Raw genomic sequence first — 17,873 nt, forward strand, 5'->3', positions numbered from 1 at the left:
GAACGGATTGCCAAGCCTTAGGCCGCCAGGGCCGCATTGAACGGCTTGGGCGAAACGTTCGGGGCAGGACCGGGTGAGGGAGACGGCGCAGGTGTGGGCGTAGGTGTGGGTGTACTGGCGGCAGGCTCCTGGTAACCGGTCCTCTCTCCGTTCTCGCCGCTGAGCATCCTGTGCAGGGCGCTGCCGAGACCGGCCCCCTTGATCACCCCCGTGATCTTCCTGCCCTCTATCGCGCTGCGGCCTGCCTTGCCCAGAACCCAGTTGACGCCCTTGACGGCGATCCCGTTCATGAAGTTGTCTCCCACACCGCGGAGTGCGGCGGAGCCTCCCACCTTGAGCTTCGCCAGTCCCTTGACACCCTTGAGAGCTTTGATCCCCTTCAGGGCGCCAAGTCCGGGGAACACTCCCAGCGCATCGGCTCCCAGCTTCATCCAATCGACCTTCCCGCCACGCACAGTCATGTCGTAGGCATGGCCGGCGAGCGCAGCCGCGCTGGTCACCACGGCAAGGGCCGCGAATATGGGAGCCAGGAACTGAAGGGGCGGGACGAATGCGCAGATCACCGCAAGCACGGACAGGACGGCCGAGATGTTCGACAACATATCCGCCCAGTCCGCCAGCAGGTTCATGAAACCACCCGGATCCCGGACCGCATCATGGTGCACGACGTTCCTGATATGACGGGCCGCCTTGTCCCCCGCGTCGTCGTAGATTTCCCTGGCATCCTTCACGGCCCTGCGCGCATCACCGATGCGATGCAGGGCCTCATCACGCTTCTTGACCCAGCGCTCGTACTCTTCCTTGTCCGCGGCGGGGATGTTCTGCGCGGGATACTTTTCGGTGAACTTCTTCACCTCGTCGTCCGCGAGGTCATGGTCGGCCTTGGCCTCGCGATAGTCAGCAAGTGCCTTGTCCGCCTTCCGTTGCGCGCGGCGCATTTCACTGGCGAACTGGTCCGAGCTGCCTTCGCGCACATCCTCCCCGATGGCCTTGGCCGCCTCGTCATAGCGCTCGAAGGACTTCTTCAGCTTGTCCGCCGTGCCACCAGCCAGTTCATGGAAGCCCTTTCCGGCCTCACTGTCCCAACCCTCCACCGAGGCGAGCGCCTTGATGACCCGGGACTGCTCTTCGATCATGTCGGCCATCTTGCGCAACTTGCGACCCAGTTCAGCGACTTCCTCCGGGTCACCCGGTGTCGGGTCGTCATCCCACAGAGGCGGCCAGTCGGCGTCCGTCCTGCTCACTTCTTCCCCTTGCTCTGCGCCTTGGCATCCCGGATGGCCTTGGCCAGCTCCTGATCGATGTCGTCGTACGCCTTGGCGGCGGTCCGGGTGAACTCGGCCAGTTGCTCAAGTTCCTTCATCAGTTTCTTCCGGGTCTTCTTCCAGGTGTCCCCGAATTCCGAGAAGGCGTCCTTGAGGCCACCGTGGCCTACCGCCTGGCCGTACTCGTCCGCAGGATTACCGTTCCGCTCGAACTCGCCATGGATCTTGGTCAGATCGCGTGAACACTGTTTGATGGCGGCGAGATCCGCCTTTATGTGGTCCCCCATCAGCGATGCCTCTCTATGGCTCTACAACTTTTCTCGGTGCGAATCTGACGAGCGCGGGCACGATTGCGGACTCCCTCACTCCTCCTGGCGCCCCGTACGAGATACGCTCTCGATACATCAATCCTGTTCCGCGTCGGCGAGGAGAGTCTTGACGTGACATCTACGGACAAGCAGCGCGTGGCAATGGACCGCCTAGGCATCCATGCCGAAGCCGGCGACTGGTGCTGGATCGGCAAGATCCCGCAGCCCCCCGCCGATGTACTCCAGGCCGCAGGCAACCCCCGTCTCCGCCCTGCCAGATTGCCTCCGCTGAGCATGATCGGCGCGGTGCTCGCTGCACCGTTCATACCTCTCCTCATGCTGTTGCGCCTTCTGTCCGACGCGGAAGAAGCCGTCAAGCGATCCCTCGACAGGAAGGAAGAGAAGGAGCAGCGGCGTGCCAAGGAGGAAGAGGACAAGCGCCGGGACGCCGCCATCGCCCAACAAGACCTAGACAACGTCTTCGACGGAAACTGGCACGGCAACGCCGGGCAGTTCCTGCTGCGTTGGTACAGCCACTCCACCCACCACGAGCGCATGCTGCTCGCGACCCAGGAGGGGATCGTCCTGGCGGCTCCGCCGAAGCGCGTCAGCGTGGGGCGGGAGAAGCACATGCAGATCGTCGCCCGGCTTCCCGCCTCCGAGGCAACCCTCGTCGACCCCTTCTCCGGCGAGTTCGAGACGAGGATCCTGCTCATACGTTTCCGCGACGGATCCTGGCTGCGCGTCGACACGGAAGAACTCCGCAGCGATCTTCACATGTACGTGCTCCGGCAGCCCCTGCCCGACAGCTGACGGGCGTCGGCCGGACGCCCGCCCGGTGCGTTCGGCATCCCTGCCGCACCGGGCAGGCGTCTCACGCCTACTTGCGAGCCTGCTTCGCCAGCTCCTCGTCGATCTGCTCGAACTTGTCGGCAGCCATGGTCAGGTAGTCACCCATGCCGTCAAGGCCGTCCAGCGTGGTCTTCGTGCCCTGCACGAACTCGTCGAAGTTCTCGTCGAACGCCTTGGACGAGCTCTTCGTGACGTAGCCGGACTGCACGAGGTTGTTGATGTACTTGCGGAGGCCCTCGAGCTTCTCCTGGAGCTTTTCCTTCTCCTTCACGACATGCTTGGCAGCTTCCCGCATGTCCTGATATGTGATGTCAAGGTCCTTGGCCATGAAGCCGCTTCCTCTCACAACGCCGCAGGGCCAACCCCCGTGGCTCCCTGTTTGCGGACTCATCGGCCTCCCGGCCGAGTTACCGGGTCGCATGTGGCAACCGGTGTGATCGTCCGCTCTTGCGTCAGCAGCTTACGGGTGTGGCCTGGGGTGCCACATCCCTGGCTTGTGAACGAGCCGTCACGAAGTCGTGCACGTCGTTGCCATCGGGAACGTCACGGCACCTCCCCACTGCCCCGCCCCGGCCTGGAACGGATATCGTCGCTACGACTGTGGCCCGCGTTGCGGAAGCGGCCATGGCGACCACAGAGGCCACACCGGCCCAGTGGCACGGGGAGGACTAGTCGTGCGCCTGACTCTGACCGTCGTCGACCCGTACGGCGGTGGTACCGCCGACGTCGTGCTCGATGCCGATCCTGAGTCCACCGTGGGGGACATCGCCCAGGAGCTCGCCAAGCAGGTCGGGCACAGCGGCGCGCAGATCATCCCGCTGGGACAGCACCGCCAGGCGCCGGCCAACAACGCGCCCCTCGTGTACGTCGACGGGTACGCCGTCGACCCGAACGCCACCGTCGTCGGATCCCCCCTGCGCGATGGCGCCGTCGTCAGCCTCCAGGACCCTTCAGGGTGTCTGCCCGGTGAGCCCACCGGACTCGTCGAGCTCCGGGTCGTGGGCGGGCCCGCGGCCGGGTTCGTGCACCGGCTCGGCGTCGGGCGCTACGACATCGGCAGCGGGGCCGCCTCGTACGTCCGTATCGACGATCCCGAGGTCGACGCCCGGGCCCTCACCCTCTCCGTCGCCACGGACGGAACCTGCCAAGTCGCCGTCCACATGGACAAAGAGGTCGTCACCCTCGACGGCAAGTCCCTCGCCGAGGACGAGACGGATGACCAGGGCGAGAAGAAGGGCGAGAAGAAGAGCGGCAAGAAGAAGGGGCAGGACAAGAAGGACGAGAAGAAGAGCGGGCCCACCGACTGGCCCCTCGGTGCTCAGATCGGCATCGGCAACACCCTCCTCGAACTCACCCGCTACACACCCCCCAACGCCGCCCTGAAGTGGTCCGACGACGGCATCGGGCTCGACTACAACCGGCCCCCGCGGCTGCGTCCGCCCGAGCGGCAGACCAACTTCCGGCTGCCGTCGGCGCCCCGTGAGTACGAGGCCCGCCCGCTGCCGTGGCTGATGGCGCTGACGCCGCTCGTCGGTGCCGTCGTGTCCGTGATGATCTTCCAGCGCTGGTACTACCTGATCATGGCCGCGCTGAGCCCGTTCCTGCTCTTCGCGAACTACTACAACGACAAGAAGCACGGGCGTAAGTCGCACGCCAAGCAGGTCCAGGAGTACGAGGAGCAGAAGGAGCGGATCGAGAAGGACGCCCAGGACGCGCTCGTCGTCGAGCGGAATGACCGGCGGCATGCGATACCCGACCCGGCCACCGTGCTCGCCCTCGGGACCGGGCCGCGTACCCGTCTCTGGGAGCGGCGGCGCACGGACCGGGATCATCTCCTTCTCCGCGTCGGGACGGGGCAGTTGCCGTCCGAAGTCGTGCTCGACGACCCCGAGCAGGACGATCACCGTCGCCAGGTGACCTGGAAGATCGAGGACGCCCCGGTCGCGCTGCACCTGCGCACCCTCGGCGTCATCGGCATGGCCGGGCCCGGGGATTCCGCCCGTGCTCTCGGGCGGTGGGCCGTCGCGCAGGCCGCGGCGCTGCACAGCCCGATGGACGTGCAGTTCTACGTGCTGAGCGAGAACACCGCGCAGGAGTCCTGGGACTGGGTGCGCTGGCTGCCGCACGCCCGGCCGTCCGGCGGGCAGGACGTCAACGTGCTCATCGGGACCGACGCCGAGACCGTCGGCGCCCGCATCGGCGAGCTGACGCAGATCCTCGACGCGCGCAAGAAGGCCGCCGAGCAGAACAAGTCGCAGGGTGGTTCGAGCTTCAGTGACCCCGACATCGTCGTCGTGTGGGACGGGTCGCGGCGGCTGCGGTCCCTCCCCGGCGTCGTACGGCTGCTGCGCGAAGGGCCCTCGGTCTCCATGTTCGCCCTCTGCCTCGACGCCGAGGAGCGGTTCCTGCCCGGCGAGTGCCAGGCGTACGTCGTCGCCGAACCGAAGGCCGAGGAATACGAGCAGGCCCAGCAGGTGCAGCAGCAGGCCCAGCAGGTCGCCGGTGCCTTCCCCTCCTTCCAGGCCTGGCACACCACCGACCCGCAGCCCGAACAGGGCGGCCGCGTCGAGAGGTTGCGGCTGCGTGTGGAGGAGGCCGGTGCGGAGCGGCTGAAGGACGTACGGCCCGACTTCGTCTCCCCCGCCTGGTGTCTGCGGCTCGCCCGGTCGCTGTCGCCGCTGCGGGACATCAGCGGCGAGACCGAGGACTCGGCCCTCCCGGGCTCGAGCCGGCTGCTCGACGTGCTCCAGCTGGAGCCGCCGACGAGCGACGCGATCACGGCGCGGTGGCGGATGGGCGGGCAGTCGACGCTCGCCGTCATCGGTGAGTCGTACGACGGGCCGTTCGGGATCGACATCCGCAAGGACGGCCCGCACGGTCTCATCGCCGGTACGACCGGTTCGGGTAAGTCGGAGCTGCTCCAGACCATCGTGGCGGCGCTGGCCGTGGCGAACACCCCCGAGAACATGACGTTCGTGCTGGTCGACTACAAGGGTGGCGCGGCCTTCAAGGACTGTGTGCATCTGCCGCACACCGTCGGCATGGTGACCGACCTCGACGCCCACCTGGTGGAGCGGGCCCTGGAGTCGCTGGGGGCCGAGCTGCACCGGCGCGAGCACATCCTGGCGGCCGCCGACGCCAAGGACATCGAGGACTACCAGGACCTGGTGCGCCGGGACCCGTCGCACCAGCCGGTGCCCCGGCTCCTCATCGTCATCGACGAGTTCGCGTCGATGGTGCGTGACCTGCCCGACTTCGTGACGGGCCTCGTGAACATCGCCCAGCGAGGGCGGTCCCTCGGCATTCATCTGCTGCTGGCCACGCAGCGGCCCAGTGGTGTCGTGTCGCCCGAGATCCGCGCCAACACCAACCTCCGTATCGCGCTGCGCGTGACGGACGGCGGCGAGTCGACCGACGTCATCGACTCGCCGGAGGCCGGGCACATCTCCAAGAACACCCCGGGCCGCGCCTACGCCCGGCTCGGGCACGCCTCGCTGGTCCCCTTCCAGTCCGGACGCGTGGGAGGACGGCGGCCCGGTGCTGCCGACCCTGCCGTGCTCATGCCCTGGGTGGGCCCGCTGACCTGGGAGGATCTCGGGCGGGCGGCGCTGGCCAAGCCGAAGGCCGAGGCCCGTGAGGACGAGGAGATCACCGACCTGAAGGTCCTCGTGGACACCATCCGCGACGCCAACCGCTCGCTCGGCATCCCACCCCAGCACAGCCCGTGGCTGCCCGCCCTCGACGAGACGCTGCTGCTGGACGAGATCGAGGTGCCCGCGTTCGCCGGCGGCCCCGGCAAGCTGCCGCCGGCTCCCTACGGCATCGAGGACCTGCCGGCCAGCCAGTCCCGCCGCCCGGTCGTCGTGGACTTCTCGTCCTTCGGCCATCTGATGATCGGCGGTGCCCCCCGCAGCGGCCGCTCCCAGGTGCTGCGCACCCTGGCGGGCTCCATCGCCCGCACCCACTCCGTGGCCGACGTGCACCTCTACGGCATCGACTGCGGCAACGGCGCGCTCAACGCGCTGACCCGGCTGCCGCACTGCGGCGCGGTCGTCGGCCGTAACCAGACCGAGCGGGTCGTGCGGCTCGTCAACCGGCTCAAGGGCGAGATGGGCCGCCGCCAGGACCTGCTGTCGGACAAGGGCTTCGCGGACATCGGGGAGCAGCGGGCCTCGGTGTCCGAGGACGAGCGGCTGCCGCACATCGTGGTGCTGCTGGACCGCTGGGAGGGCTGGGTGCCCACCCTCGGCGAGATCGACCACGGCTCGCTCACGGACGAGTTGCAGACGATGATGCGCGAGGGCGCGAGCGTCGGCATCCACCTGGTCCTGACGGGTGACCGGACCCTGCTGGTCGGCCGTATCGCGACCCTCACCGAGGACAAGTACGGTCTGCGTCTGGCCGACCGCAGCGACTTCTCGGCGCTCGGCATCCCGGTCCGCAAGGTGCCTGAGGAGATCCCGCCGGGCCGTGCGTTCCGCAACGAGTTCGGTACGGAGACGCAGTTCGCGCTGCTGGCCGAGGACACCAGTGGTCAGGGCCAGGCCGCGGCGCTGGCGTCGATCGGTGAGGCGGCCACCGCCCGTTACGCCGAAGTACCGCGCTCGCGCCGCCCGTTCCGCGTGGACAGCCTGCCCAGCCGTATCTCCTTCCCGGAGGCCTGGGAACTGCGCGACCCGGAGGCGTCCCGCTCGCGTCTGTGGGGTCTGGTCGGTATCGGCGGCGACGAGATCGTAGGCTTCGGCCCCGATCTGGCGGAGGGCGTACCGGCGTTCGTCGTCGCGGGTCCGGCCAAGTCGGGCCGCTCGACGGTCCTGCTGAACTTCGCGCACTCCTTCCTGGCCCAGGGCACGCGCCTGGTCATCGCGGCACCTCGCCAGTCGCCGCTGCGGCAGCTCGACGGTACGGAAGGCGTCCTGAAGGTCTTCACCGGCGACGACATCGACGAGGACGAGTTCGAGGAGCTCGTCGACCAGGCGTCCCTGGAGGAGCCGATCGCGGTGCTCATCGACGACGGGGAGATCCTGGAGGACTGCGACGCCGAGAGCCAGCTGAAGAAGCTGGTCTCCCGGGGTGCCGAGCGTGGCCTCGCCCTCGTCATCGCCGGTGACGAGGAGGACGTGTGCAGCGGCTTCTCCGGCTGGCAGGTCGACGCGAAGAAGGCCCGCCGCGGCATCCTCCTCTCCCCGCAGGAGTCCTCCAGCGGCGACCTCGTCGGCGTCCGCCTGTCGCGCAGCATGGTGGGCGGTCAGGTCGCGCCCGGCAAGGGGATGCTGCACCTCGGTGACGGTGAGCTGCGTACGGTCGTGGTTCCGGGCTGACGGCGTTGTCCAGGGGATCGGCGAAGCCGAAGCGGAAGAAGGCGGCCGGGGCCGCGCTGCGGTACGAGCACCGGCCGGGGCGGGCCGCCGCCGAACAGCCCAGGAAACGGGACTGGAGTTGTCTGGGGGGCTGTGCGATTCTCGTCGGTTTCGCCGCTCTGATCACGCCGCTGGTGCTCTTCGATACGTACTGGGGCCATGACGTCTGGGGCGGCCTCGCGCCCGGGTGGCCCGGCGGGGCGTACGCCTTCGCCGCGAGTGTCGGTGTCCTGGTGCCGCTGGTGTTCCTCGCCTGGGTCTGGCCCCTGACCCGGATGAACTGGAAGAAGAGCAAGCCTCGTTCGCTGGCCTGGGCTGCCGCCTCGCTGCCCGGGCTGGCGGCGGGGTACCTCGTCGCCGGTGTGATCATGACGACCACACGGCCCAAGCGGCGCCGCGACTGGGACTACGACTGCTACCGCGAGGGCGGGCCCTGTTGGGTGCATGTGCACCATCCGTACCTGTGGGTCGTCGGTCTCGTCGCCACCCTCGCCGCGGCCGCGCTGCTGATCACCCTGTTCTTCAAGTACGGCGGCCGGTCCTCCGCTACCGCACCTTCGACATCCGAGCCCGAGGACGCCCCGACTCCTCGCTCTCCGACCGGTACTGGAGATCGTCACCCACCGTCGTGAGGCGCACGGTCGTGGGGGCCGGGTTGCAGCCTCTGTGGTTGGTCTTCGCGCCGACCGACGTCGCGACGAGCTCCTTCTTCGTCACCTCTTTCAGGGTCAGCACGTCGACGCAGACGCCGCCGATCTGGTCGGTCTGGCGCAGGCGGCCCAACTCCTGGCCGACGGTGACCCGTTCGACAGTGATCCGGAACGTGCCGAGGGGCAGCCTGCCGTCGAGGGCGCTGCCCTGGCCCTCCCAGGTGCCGAGGTAGGCGGCGGGTACCGCCCCGGAAGGCGCGGAGCTCGCGGTCGCCGCGGGTGGGGAGCTCGCGTTCGCCGCGGGTGGGGAGCCGGGGCCCGCGCCGGAGTCGCTCGTGTCGTCGTCGGAGGTCCGGTCCGGCAGCAGGTCGAAGACGAACACCGAGCCGATCGTCACGGCCGCCATCGCCCCCGCGACCGCCAGCGCCACGGTGCAGCTCAGCCTCCGCACCCGCCCGCCGTCCTCCGGCGCGGACGTGGCCGCCACGGAGACGGAGACCTTGCCGGGGCGGCGGCCGGCGGGCGCGGTGGTGTTCCCCGGGTCGCCGTCCCGGGGTTCGGGTACGGCGGCGGAGGGGTCCGTGGGCGCGGGCATCACCGGCGGTGGCCCGAACACGCCGGCGCTCGCGGCCCCTGCCGTACCCGTAGCCGCCGGCTCCACTGCCTGCGCCGGATCCTCCGCCTCGGCCGCGGCCGCGGCCACGGCCAGGCTGCTGAAACCGACCGGCCCCGACAGCCCCACGCCCTCCGCACCCGTCGCCTCCAGGTTCAGCAACCGCACGGCGCTCCGGCTGACCTGTTCCACCAGGGCCCCCGGCAGCCACCCGCCCGCCACCAGCCGGGCCGCGCCGTCGGGAGCCAGTTGCCGGGCCACCTCGGCGGGGGCCGGCCGTGCGCCCGGGTCCTTCGTCAGGCAGGCCGCCGTGAGCTCGCGCAACTGCCCGTCCAGGCCGCCGAGTTCCGGCTCCTCGTGGACGACCTTGTAGAGCAGGGACGCCGAGGAGTCCCCGGGGAAGGGCGGTTCGCCGGTCGCCGCGTACGCCAGGACCGCGCCGAGTGAGAAGACGTCCGCGGCGCCTGTGACGCCCTTGCCGAGGATCTGCTCGGGTGACATGTAGCCGGGCGAGCCGATCGACACGCCGGTGGACGTCAGGGACGCCGTACCGTCCGTGGCCCGCGCGATCCCGAAGTCGATCAGCAGCGGCCCGTCGAGCGTGAGCAGTACGTTCGACGGCTTCACGTCCCGGTGGACCAGGCCCAGTTCGTGCACCGCCGCCAGCGCCTCGGCCAGCCCCGCCCCCAGCACCCGGACGGTGTGGGCCGGCAGCGCGCCGCCCCCGGCGACCGCGGCCGACAGCGAGGGGCCCGCCGCGTACCCCGTCGCCACCCAGGGCACCCGCGCGTCCGGGTCGGCGTCCAGGACGGGTGCCGTCCAGGCGCCGCCGACCCGGCGGGCGGCGTCGACCTCGCGGCGGAAGCGGGCCCGGAACTCCTCGTCCAGGGCGAAGTGCGGATGGACGATCTTCACGGCGACCGTACGGCCGCCGGCGCTGCGCCCCAGGTAGACCCGGCCCATGCCGCCGGAGCCCAGCCGGCCGAGCAGCCGGTAGGGCCCCACGACGGTGGGTTCGTCGACTTCGAGCGGCCGCATGGCGTCACCCCTCCCCCGTAGGCGCCCGCAGGCCTCGCCGGCCCCCGTACGCGCGCTCCCCCCAGCAGAGTAGTGCGGGAGCGCCGGGCCGCTCATGGCTGGAGCAGGTCCACCTTCACGTCCGCGGGGAAGCCGGTCGTCGGGCCGACGCGCCGGGCGAACTCGGCGACCGCCTCCAGCTGCGGGCCGCCGAAGCGGAAGTCGAGCGTCGTGAAGTACTGGGCGAGGGTCTTCTCGTCGAAGTCCTCCCAGCGGGCGGCCTGCTCGGCGACCTTGTCGACCTCTTCCAGGGAGAGGTTGCGGGAGGCGAGGAAGGCCTCGTGGACCTTGCGCGTGAGGACCGGCTCGCGCTCCAGGTAGTCGCGGCGTGCCGCCCAGACCGCGAAGACGAACGGCAGCCCGGTCCACTCCTTCCACAGCCGGCCCAGGTCGTGCACGTCCAGGCCGAAGCGCGGGCCGTCGAGCATGTTCGCGCGCAGCGCCGCGTCGCCGATGAGGACGGCCGCCTCGGCCTCCCGCATCATCAGGCTGAGGTCGGGCGGGCACGTGTAGTAGTCGGGCCGTACGCCGTAGCGCTCGGCGAGGAGCAGCTGGGCGAGGCGGACGGAGGTGCGGGAGGTCGAGCCGAGGGCCACGCGGGCGCCGTCCAGCCGGTCCAGCGGGACCTGCGAGACGATCACGCAGGACATGACCGGGCCGTCGCAGCCGACGGCGATGTCGGGGAAGGCGACCAGCTGGTCGGCGTGCTTGAGGAACTCGACCAGGGTGATCGGGGCGATGTCGAGGTCGCCCTGCACCAGCTTCTCGCTGAGCTTCTCCGGGGTGTCCTTCGTGAGCTCGAAGTCGAGGAGCGTGCCCGTTCTGGCGAGCCCCCAGTACAGGGGCAGGCAGTTCAGGAACTGGATGTGGCCGACGCGCGGCCGGGTGCGAGGATTGTCCACATCGTGAGGCTAGCCCTCTTGGAGTACGGGCCCGCGCCCGGCCCCGCGGTGGGCCCGTGACCGGCGGCCGGCGCCTTCACCGCCAGTCGGCGGAGGATGTTCAAACATTCGGGTGACGTGATCTTGACCCCTATTGCATTCCGGGGGCTGCGTGCTAGGCTCATCGCAAGTTGCAGTTTGGTTTCCCTTGCAGTACAGAGCCTGCGGAGCATGTGACCGCGGGCTCTCGTCATTCTCAGACGTATGCAGTTGTGCAGAATTCATCTTCACACTTGCTGGTTCTGGAGCAGGGCAACCCTTTTGGGCCCAAGGAGGGCTTATGGCTACCGGAACCGTGAAGTGGTTCAACGCCGAAAAGGGCTTTGGTTTCATCGCCCAGGAGGGCGGCGGCCCCGACGTCTTCGTCCACTACTCCGCGATCAACGCGAGCGGCTTCCGCTCTCTCGAGGAGAACCAGCAGGTGTCTTTCGACGTCACGCAGGGCCCGAAGGGCCCGCAGGCTGAGAACGTCACGCCGGTCTGATCAGTAGTACCCAAGGAGCCCCGCGCCGTCAGGCGGCGGGGCTCCTGCCTTTTCTCCCCACACGTGTCTCCCTATGCCCTTCCTTACGCCCCGGTGAATTCCCGGCGAATTCCTCCCGTGGGGCGTGGGAGGATGCCCGGATGGAGAGAGACCCGGAGAACGACGGGGAGACCGGCGACACCCCCACCCCTGCGGACAAGCGCCTGGCATCGGGTGTGTCCCTCGGCCTGTCCATCGGCACGGCGGTAGGAATCGTCCTCGGCCTGACCGTCTTCGACAACCTCGGCCTGGGCCTGGCCCTGGGCCTCTGCCTGGGCACGGCGATCGGCGCGGGGGCAGGGGTCGGGGGACGGCGTGCGGGCGAGGACCGCGGGGACGGGCCTGCGCAGTAGGGCCGGGGTGACAGACCTGTGCAGGCAGTAGGGCCGGGGCGACAGACCTGCGCAGGCAGTAGGACTGGGGCGACAGACCTGCGCAGGCAGTAGGGCCGGGGCGACAGACCTGCGCAGGCAGTAGGGCCGGGGCGACAGACCTGCGCAGGCAGTAGGACTGGGGCGCCACGCCTGCGCAGGCAGCAGGGCCGGGGCGACGGGCCCTCGCGGTGCGGACCGGCGGTGTCAGTCCCTCGCAATATGGTCGGGCCATGACCGAAGCCGACTTCCTGACCGAGACCCGTGTCTTCTACGACGCCGTGGCGGAGGACTACGCCGTCCACTTCAGTGACCCGCCCGTGGCCATGCCGTTGGACCTCGGACTGCTGTACGGCTTCGCGGAGCTCGTGGGCGCGGGGGGCGAGGTCGCCGACCTCGGGTGCGGGCCCGGGCGGGTGACGGGGTACCTGGCGTCACGAGGCCTGTCCGTGTTCGGGCTGGACCTGTCGGAGTCGATGCTCGCGATCGCCCGGCGCGAGAATCCCGGGCTGCGGTTCGAGCAGGGGTCGATGCTGGAGCTGGACCTGCCCGACGGCTCGCTCGACGGGGTCGTGTCCTGGTACTCGACCATCCACACGCCGTTCGACCGGCTGCCGGACGTGTTCGCCGAGTTCGTCCGCGTCCTGCGGCCCGGAGGGCATCTGCTGCTCGGCTTCCAGGTCGGTGACGAGCCCCGCCGCTACGAGGAGGCCTTCGGGCACCAGGTGGCGCTGGACTTCCGGCGGCGGCAGCCGGAGCGGATCGCCGCCCTGCTGGAAGCCGCCGGTTTCGTCCTGCGCTCCCGTACCGTCCGGGAGCCCGACGAGGCACTCGGGGAGCCGGTCCGCCAGGCGTGCCTGGTGGCCCGCAAGCCGCCGGAGCCGATTTCCTAGCCGCCCCCTACAACACCCCTGCGGCATCCCTCGCCGCGATGTACCCGAAGGTCATCGCCGGCCCGATGGTCGAGCCCGCGCCCGCGTAGCTGCGGCCCATCACCGCCGCGCTGGCGTTGCCCGCCGCGTACAGGCCTCGGATCACCGAGCCGTCGGGGCGCAGCACGCGGGCCCGGGCGTCCGTCCGCATGCCGCCCTTCGTGCCGAGGTCGCCGGGGACGATGCGGAAGGCGTGGAACGGGGGGAGCCGGAGGGGTGCCAGACAGGGGTTCGGGAGGACCGACGGGTCCGTGTAGTAGTGGTCGTAGGCGCTGTCGCCGCGGTGGAAGTCGGGGTCCTCGCCCCGCCGTGCCTGGGAGTTGAAGCGGTCGACCGTCGTACGCAGGGCCGCCGGCGGGACGCCGATCGACGTGGCCAGGGCGTCCAGGGTCCAGGCCTTGTGCGCGGCGCCCGAGTCGTACCAGTCGTCGGGGAAGGGCAGGGCCGGCAGGACGTCCTTGAAGAGGTACCGGTTGCGGTAGTTCTGGTCGACGATCAGCCAGGACGGGATGGCCGGATCCGTGTCGTGGACGTCGTACATGGTGTGGACGACGTCGCTGTAGGGCGCGGCCTCGTTGACGAAGCGCCTGCCGGCCCCGTTCACCAGCAGGCCGCCGGGGAGGGTGCGTTCGGCGAGGCAGAAGTACGGCTGGCCCGGGACCGGGATCGCCGGGCCAAACCAGGCGTCGTCCATCAGGTCGAGCGCCGCGCCGAGCCGCTCCCCCGCCCGGATCCCGTCGCCGGTGTTCTCCTTGGCGCCGACCGTCCAGTCCGTGCCGATGGGCTGTCGCTGGTAGCGGTCGCGCATCGCCGAGTTGTGCTCGAAGCCGCCGGAGCCGACGATCACGCCCCGGCGGGCGCGGATCAGGCCGGCGGCGCCGTCGCGGGTGACCACGGCTCCGGTGACCGTGCCGTTCTCGACGTGCAGATCCGTCAGGGGCGTGTTCAGCCACACCGAAACCCCGGCCGACCGCAGTCCCGCGCGCAGGCCGGCCGCCAGCGACTGGCCCATGGTCAGCGGCTTCTCACCCCGCAGGGCCGCCGCCGTCCCCCGCGCCAGGCACTGTGCCGCCACGGCCGCCCCCTTGGCGTTCACCGCGGCCAGAGCCAGCCACTTGTAGTCCGCGCTGAAGACCACCATGCCGGCGGGAACGTCCATGTACGGCGGGTTGAGACGGGCCAGTTCGGCGCCGAGGATCCTGCCGTCGAGCTGGTCGGGCTCGATGGAGCGGCCGTTCGCCAGACCGCCGGGCAGTTCGGGGTAGTAGTCGCTGTAGCCCTCCATCCAGCGGAAGCGCAGGGGGCTGTGGGCCATGACGTAGGAGATCGCCGCCGGGCCGTGGGTGAGGAAGGCCCGCTGCCGGTCGGCGGGGACCTCCGGGCCGACGACGGCGGCGAGGTAGGCGGCGGCCTTGGCCGGGGTGTCGGGGACACCGGCCGCGAGGATCACCGGGTTGTTCGGGATCCAGATCCCGGCACCGGAGCGGGCGGTGGAGCCGCCGAAGGTCGGGGCCTTCTCCACGACGACGCAGCTCAGCCCCTGCCCGGCGGCGGTCAGCGCGGCGGTCATCCCGGCCGCGCCGGAGCCGATGACGACGACGTCGTACGTGCCGAGCGGGGGTAAGTCGGCGGCGTGGGCACCCCGTTGCACTCCGGCGGCGGCCGCGAGGCCGGCCCCCGCGGCACCGGCCAGCACTCGTCTTCGGGAAGGGGTGCCGGCGGGTGGTGCGGAGTTCGTGTAAGTGGTCATGGACGCTCCAGCCCGAAGAGGAACGCGAAGGAGTGGGGAATGTCGCCCGGGGGCCTTGCAAAGTCAAGAGCCATGCGGGCAGGGCGAGTTCAGATCCGGTCCCGGAGGGTGGGCCCTGCGCAGGCCGGATGCCGTGGGGGGCGGGTCGACGCGGTGGGCGTTCCTGACCGCCGGAGGGTGATTTCGGGCAGCAGCGTCGTCAGCCCGAGGACGGCCATACCGGCACCGAGCCAGAGGGCGGCGCGCAGGCCCCAGGCGTCGATCGCGACGGCGCCGAGCGAGGAGCCGAGGATGACACCGAGGGTGATGAAGGAGGAGTGGACGGTGTTGACCAGTGGGCCGGCGTTTCCGGTCCGCTGGACGCGGGTGACCATCGCCGGGTTCATGGTGACGCCGACCAGCCCGATGCCGAGCATGCAGACGACGGCGGATACGGGCGCGTCGGCGAGGAGCGCGAACCCGGTGAGGAACAACGCGTTGAGCAGGAGGCCGACGGCGAGGACGGCCACGGTCCGACGGTCGGCGAGACGGCCGACGACGGTGTTGCCGACGACGGTTGCGGCGCCGTAGGCGATCAGCAGGGCGGGGACGGTGCCGGTGGAGAAGCCGGTGACCTCGGTGAGGATCGGGTTGAGGTAGCTGAAGGCGGAGAATGTCGCGCCGATGATCAGCGTGCTGGTGGAGAGCACCAGCCAGAGCTTCGGATTCCGGAAGACGCCGAGTTCCTCGCGGAGTGAGCCGCCGCTGCCCGCGCGCTCCAGCGGGGGTATTCCGGCGAGAGTCACGGCTGCGGCGACGAGTGCCAGCGCCGAGATCGCCCAGAACGCCGCACGCCAGCCGAACCGCTCACCCACCAGGGTGGACAGCGGCAGGCCGAGCAGCGTGCCGAGCATCAGCCCGTTCATGACGACCGCGATCGCCCGGCCGCGCACCTCCGGGCGGGTGAGCTGGACGCACAGCGAGACGGCGACACCGAAGAAGGCCTGGGACGCCACGCCGGTGATGATGCGGGCGGCTGTCATCACCGCGTAGCCGGGTGCGGTCGCGGCGATGACGTTGCCCGCCAGGAAGACGGCGAACAGCGTCATCAGCGCCGTACGTGGCGCGAGCTTGGCCACCGTCATGGTCAGGAAGGGGCCGCCGGCCGCCATGGCCACGGCGAAGGCGGTGATCAGGTATCCGATCTGCGGGACGGTGACGTGCAGGCCCTCCGCCATCTGGGGCATCAGCCCGGCGACCACGAACTCGCTGGTCACCATGGCGAAGATGCCGAGCGCCAGTATGTACACGGCACGGGGCACGGTGAGACTCCTTTGCGGAAGCGTTATGGATCGAACAGTTCAAAACCTGGCCACGAAAAAGCCCGAGATCCGCCGGGCGGGCTGGATTCAGGGCGCCAGCGCGCCTACTGCTGTTTCGGCGATCGCCTCCAGGTCGGCCCGGTCGGCGCCGCCCTGACTGGAGACGCGCAGACCGGCGACCACCGCGTTGAGAAATCGGGCCAGCGCCTCCGGGTCGCGCGAGGCGGTGATGCTGCCGTCGCGCCGACCGGCCTCCATCACGGCGCGGAAGAGGGCGAGGCGCCGCATGGTGTCGCGCTCCAGCACCGCGGCCGCCTCGTGATCGCGCGCGGCCAGCTCCACGACGGTGTTGACCCCCAGGCAGCCCAGGGCCCGTCCGGAGCCGGCCTGGCACTCCGCCTCGCTCTCGACGACCTGGGCGAGCAGGGCACGCACCCGGTCGATAGCAGGCCGCTCCACGTCGTCCAGGACTGCCGTCTGAGCCGCCGTCATGGTGTCCAGGTAGCGGGCGAGGGCCCGCCCGAACAGGTCGCGCTTGCTCTGGAAGGTGTTGTAGATGCTGCTGCGCCCCAGACCGGTGGCGTCGCACAGATCCTGGGTGGAGGTGGCCTCGTAGCCCCTCTCCCAGAAAACGCGCATCGCCGCGCCCAGGGCCCGCTCCTCGTCGAACTTCCTCGGCCGGGCCATGGCAGGACGCTAACAGTTTTGGATTGATGATTCCAATACGTCGGACCCGCGTCGGCTACTCGAGGCCGATCGCCGCGCAGTCCGCCTTGTACTTGGCTGTGCAGATGTCCTTGACGGTGTAGACCCCGTCCGTGATCACCGTCTCCTTGATGTTGTCCTTGGTGAGGGCGACCACCGGCACCAGCATCGCCGGGATGTCCTTCGCCGTGGGGCTGTCGACCGTCTCCCGGGTCAGCGCGGCGAACTCGATCGTGCGGCCCTGGACCTTGGCCACCGCGATCTTCGCGGCGTTCGTCGCCTCCAGCAGGAACGACTTGTACACGGTCATGTACTGCTCCCCCGACACGATGCGCTGCACCGCGTCCAGGTTGGCGTCCTGCCCGGTCACCGGCGGGATCCTGGAGGCGCCCGCCTCCTTCATCGCCTCGATGACGGCGCCCGCCATGCCGTCGTTGGCGGAGTAGACGGCGGCGATGTTGTCCAGCCCGACGGTCCGGATCGCCTTCTCCATGTTCGCCTTGGCGATCGAGGGCTTCCACTCCTTGGTGTCGTACTGCTGGACGATGTCGACCGCGCCCTGGAGCTCGCTGAGCGCGCCGTCCTTGAACCGTGCCGTGTTCGGGTCGGCGGGGTCGCCGTTCATCATGACGACCTTGCTCTTCTCGGCCTCCTCACCGAGCTCCCCGACGATGGCGCGGCCCTGCACCTGTCCGACGAGTTCGTTGTCGTGGGAGACGTACGCGTCGATCGGGCCCTCGGCCAGCCGGTCGTAGGCGATGACCGGGATGCCGGCGTCCTTGGCCTTCTTCACGTCCGAGGCGATCGTCTTGGAGTTCAGCGCGTCCACCAGGATGACGTCGACCTTGTCGTCGATCATCTGCTGGAACTGCTCGCTCTGTCTGGACACGCTCGCCCCGGCGTTGGCGTACTTCACCTTGCCCTGGTCATCGGTGAGGGAGGCGACCTCCTCCTTGATCAGGGGGTAGTCGAACTTCTCGAAGCGTGCCGTGTCCCGGTCGGGCAGCAGCAGGCCCACCGTGATGTCGTTGCCCTTCTTCACGCTCGTGGAGTCGTCACTCCCGCCGCCGCAGGCGGTGAGGGACAGGGCCGACACGGTGACCGCCAGGGCTATGGACAGGGGCCGCACAGCGGGCCGACGGGTGGTACGCGCTTTCACTGGTGGTGCCTTCCGATGGGGGGAGCATCGCGACGAGGTGGCTAGAAAGCCAACGTGCAGACGCCT

Annotated in this window: 15 protein-coding genes; 6 read left to right on the forward strand and 9 right to left on the reverse strand. The window is 69.8% G+C overall.

The window, feature by feature from the left end:
* Nucleotides 1–17 precede the first annotated feature (17 nt).
* Complete coding sequence (locus ABFX81_RS38580) at nucleotides 18–1,244, reverse strand: putative T7SS-secreted protein (protein ID WP_086841224.1); 1,227 nt, start codon at nucleotides 1,242–1,244, stop codon at nucleotides 18–20.
* Nucleotides 1,241–1,552 carry a type VII secretion target gene (locus tag ABFX81_RS38585; protein ID WP_086841226.1) on the reverse strand — a complete coding sequence of 104 codons (312 nt, stop codon included), beginning with the start codon at nucleotides 1,550–1,552 and terminating at the stop codon, nucleotides 1,241–1,243. The genes ABFX81_RS38580 and ABFX81_RS38585 overlap by 4 nt, the downstream gene beginning before the upstream one ends.
* A 153-nt stretch (nucleotides 1,553–1,705) precedes the next feature.
* Here ABFX81_RS38585 and ABFX81_RS38590 point away from each other — a divergent pair, with 153 nt between their 5' ends.
* Nucleotides 1,706–2,386 (forward strand): hypothetical protein, encoded by a 681-nt coding sequence (locus ABFX81_RS38590; RefSeq protein WP_086841228.1) that lies wholly within the window; start codon nucleotides 1,706–1,708, stop codon nucleotides 2,384–2,386.
* Nucleotides 2,387–2,453: 67 nt separating this feature from the next.
* On the opposite strand, the gene ABFX81_RS38595 is transcribed toward ABFX81_RS38590, so the two are convergent.
* The gene (locus ABFX81_RS38595; RefSeq protein WP_082319687.1) at nucleotides 2,454–2,753 is read right to left on the reverse strand and encodes a WXG100 family type VII secretion target; all 300 of its coding nucleotides are present in this window, start codon (nucleotides 2,751–2,753) and stop codon (nucleotides 2,454–2,456) included.
* A 346-nt stretch (nucleotides 2,754–3,099) separates the two neighbouring features.
* Between ABFX81_RS38595 and ABFX81_RS38600 the strand changes: the two genes are divergently transcribed.
* Both ABFX81_RS38600 and ABFX81_RS38605 read left to right on the forward strand, forming a co-directional pair.
* Nucleotides 3,100–7,746 carry an FtsK/SpoIIIE domain-containing protein gene (locus ABFX81_RS38600; RefSeq protein ID WP_086841232.1) on the forward strand — a complete coding sequence of 1,549 codons (4,647 nt, stop codon included), beginning with the start codon at nucleotides 3,100–3,102 and terminating at the stop codon, nucleotides 7,744–7,746.
* Between the two features lie 5 nt (nucleotides 7,747–7,751).
* Complete coding sequence (locus ABFX81_RS38605; protein ID WP_086841234.1) at nucleotides 7,752–8,417, forward strand: hypothetical protein; 666 nt, start codon at nucleotides 7,752–7,754, stop codon at nucleotides 8,415–8,417.
* Here ABFX81_RS38605 and ABFX81_RS38610 read toward each other — a convergent pair.
* Together ABFX81_RS38610 and ABFX81_RS38615 are read right to left on the reverse strand one after the other, a co-directional pair.
* Nucleotides 8,332–10,086, reverse strand: a complete 1,755-nt coding sequence (locus ABFX81_RS38610; protein WP_086841236.1) for a protein kinase domain-containing protein — start codon at nucleotides 10,084–10,086, stop codon at nucleotides 8,332–8,334. The genes ABFX81_RS38605 and ABFX81_RS38610 overlap by 86 nt on opposite strands.
* Before the next feature lie 92 nt (nucleotides 10,087–10,178).
* Nucleotides 10,179–11,027: an MqnA/MqnD/SBP family protein gene (locus ABFX81_RS38615; protein WP_086841238.1), complete on the reverse strand. Its 849-nt coding sequence runs from the start codon at nucleotides 11,025–11,027 to the stop codon at nucleotides 10,179–10,181.
* 319 nt (nucleotides 11,028–11,346) lie between these two features.
* Between ABFX81_RS38615 and ABFX81_RS38620 the strand changes: the two genes are divergently transcribed.
* The 3 genes from ABFX81_RS38620 to ABFX81_RS38630 all read left to right on the forward strand — a co-directional run bounded on the left by ABFX81_RS38620 (nucleotide 11,347) and on the right by ABFX81_RS38630 (nucleotide 12,853).
* The gene (locus ABFX81_RS38620; protein WP_003992177.1) at nucleotides 11,347–11,550 is read left to right on the forward strand and encodes a cold-shock protein; all 204 of its coding nucleotides are present in this window, start codon (nucleotides 11,347–11,349) and stop codon (nucleotides 11,548–11,550) included.
* Nucleotides 11,551–11,690: 140 nt separating this feature from the next.
* Nucleotides 11,691–11,942, forward strand: coding sequence for a glycine zipper domain-containing protein (locus ABFX81_RS38625; protein WP_086841240.1), 252 nt, complete (start codon nucleotides 11,691–11,693; stop codon nucleotides 11,940–11,942).
* A 251-nt stretch (nucleotides 11,943–12,193) separates the two neighbouring features.
* Nucleotides 12,194–12,853 carry a methyltransferase domain-containing protein gene (locus ABFX81_RS38630; protein ID WP_086841242.1) on the forward strand — a complete coding sequence of 220 codons (660 nt, stop codon included), beginning with the start codon at nucleotides 12,194–12,196 and terminating at the stop codon, nucleotides 12,851–12,853.
* 7 nt (nucleotides 12,854–12,860) lie between these two features.
* On the opposite strand, the gene kstD is transcribed toward ABFX81_RS38630, so the two are convergent.
* The 4 genes from kstD to ABFX81_RS38650 form a co-directional block, all read right to left on the reverse strand.
* Nucleotides 12,861–14,642, reverse strand: coding sequence for a 3-oxosteroid 1-dehydrogenase (gene kstD, locus ABFX81_RS38635; RefSeq protein ID WP_086841245.1), 1,782 nt, complete (start codon nucleotides 14,640–14,642; stop codon nucleotides 12,861–12,863).
* Nucleotides 14,643–14,731: 89 nt separating this feature from the next.
* The gene (locus ABFX81_RS38640) at nucleotides 14,732–15,943 is read right to left on the reverse strand and encodes an MFS transporter (protein WP_086841247.1); all 1,212 of its coding nucleotides are present in this window, start codon (nucleotides 15,941–15,943) and stop codon (nucleotides 14,732–14,734) included.
* 87 nt (nucleotides 15,944–16,030) lie between these two features.
* The gene (locus ABFX81_RS38645) at nucleotides 16,031–16,630 is read right to left on the reverse strand and encodes a TetR family transcriptional regulator (protein WP_086841249.1); all 600 of its coding nucleotides are present in this window, start codon (nucleotides 16,628–16,630) and stop codon (nucleotides 16,031–16,033) included.
* Nucleotides 16,631–16,685: 55 nt separating this feature from the next.
* On the reverse strand, nucleotides 16,686–17,807 hold the full coding sequence (locus ABFX81_RS38650; RefSeq protein WP_086841251.1) for a substrate-binding domain-containing protein: 1,122 nt from the start codon (nucleotides 17,805–17,807) through the stop codon (nucleotides 16,686–16,688).
* Nucleotides 17,808–17,873 lie beyond the last annotated feature (66 nt).

The organism is Streptomyces coeruleofuscus, assembly GCF_039532725.1.
GTDB classification, from domain to species: domain Bacteria; phylum Actinomycetota; class Actinomycetes; order Streptomycetales; family Streptomycetaceae; genus Streptomyces; species Streptomyces coeruleofuscus.

Coding starts and splice junctions, on each gene's coding strand:
- ABFX81_RS38595 (WP_082319687.1), bottom strand. CDS start 2,753: ATGGCCAAGGACCTTGACATCACATATCAGGACATGCGGGAAGCTGCC.
- ABFX81_RS38625 (WP_086841240.1), top strand. CDS start 11,691: ATGGAGAGAGACCCGGAGAACGACGGGGAGACCGGCGACACCCCCACC.
- ABFX81_RS38610 (WP_086841236.1), bottom strand. CDS start 10,086: ATGCGGCCGCTCGAAGTCGACGAACCCACCGTCGTGGGGCCCTACCGG.
- kstD (WP_086841245.1), bottom strand. CDS start 14,642: ATGACCACTTACACGAACTCCGCACCACCCGCCGGCACCCCTTCCCGA.
- ABFX81_RS38645 (WP_086841249.1), bottom strand. CDS start 16,630: ATGGCCCGGCCGAGGAAGTTCGACGAGGAGCGGGCCCTGGGCGCGGCG.
- ABFX81_RS38630 (WP_086841242.1), top strand. CDS start 12,194: ATGACCGAAGCCGACTTCCTGACCGAGACCCGTGTCTTCTACGACGCC.
- ABFX81_RS38585 (WP_086841226.1), bottom strand. CDS start 1,552: ATGGGGGACCACATAAAGGCGGATCTCGCCGCCATCAAACAGTGTTCA.
- ABFX81_RS38620 (WP_003992177.1), top strand. CDS start 11,347: ATGGCTACCGGAACCGTGAAGTGGTTCAACGCCGAAAAGGGCTTTGGT.